1 protein-coding gene is annotated in these 368 nt (G+C 32.1%); it reads right to left on the reverse strand.

Annotated features, from left to right (window positions below; all coding sequences use genetic code 11):
* On the reverse strand, window positions 1-227 hold a 227-nt coding region (locus R0J87_RS18870; RefSeq protein WP_498888133.1), incomplete at its 3' end, for a UvrD-helicase domain-containing protein.
* Between the last annotated feature and the right edge of the window lie 141 nt (window positions 228-368).

Genomic DNA, 368 nt, shown 5'->3' on the forward strand with positions numbered 1-368 from the left:
GCTACGTTTGTGTGAGTGATGAGACAAATACCTTTATTGTCTTCAACATTTCGTGCTAATAACAACTCGTATTTAGCTATCAAAACGGTAGTCTTGCCAGAACCAGGTCCAGCAATTATATCTATAGAACCCTCAGCTTCAATAACTTCATTCTGTTGAGGAAAAAATTCACAACCAAGTGGCAATATTTTTTTTGAAATTCTACTAACTTCAGAATGAGAATTCATGTCCTCGCCCCTCATTTAATTCTGTATTTGCTGAATGTTTAATTGAAGTTATTAAATAAATTAAATTTGGATCTTTCAAAACAACTTTTTTTAAGTCTTTATATACCTGTGGCTGAACCTTTAAACCATTCAATTTTATAG

It is taken from the genome of Halomonas sp. SIMBA_159 (assembly GCF_046536035.1).
Classification (GTDB): domain Bacteria; phylum Pseudomonadota; class Gammaproteobacteria; order Pseudomonadales; family Halomonadaceae; genus Vreelandella; species Vreelandella venusta_A.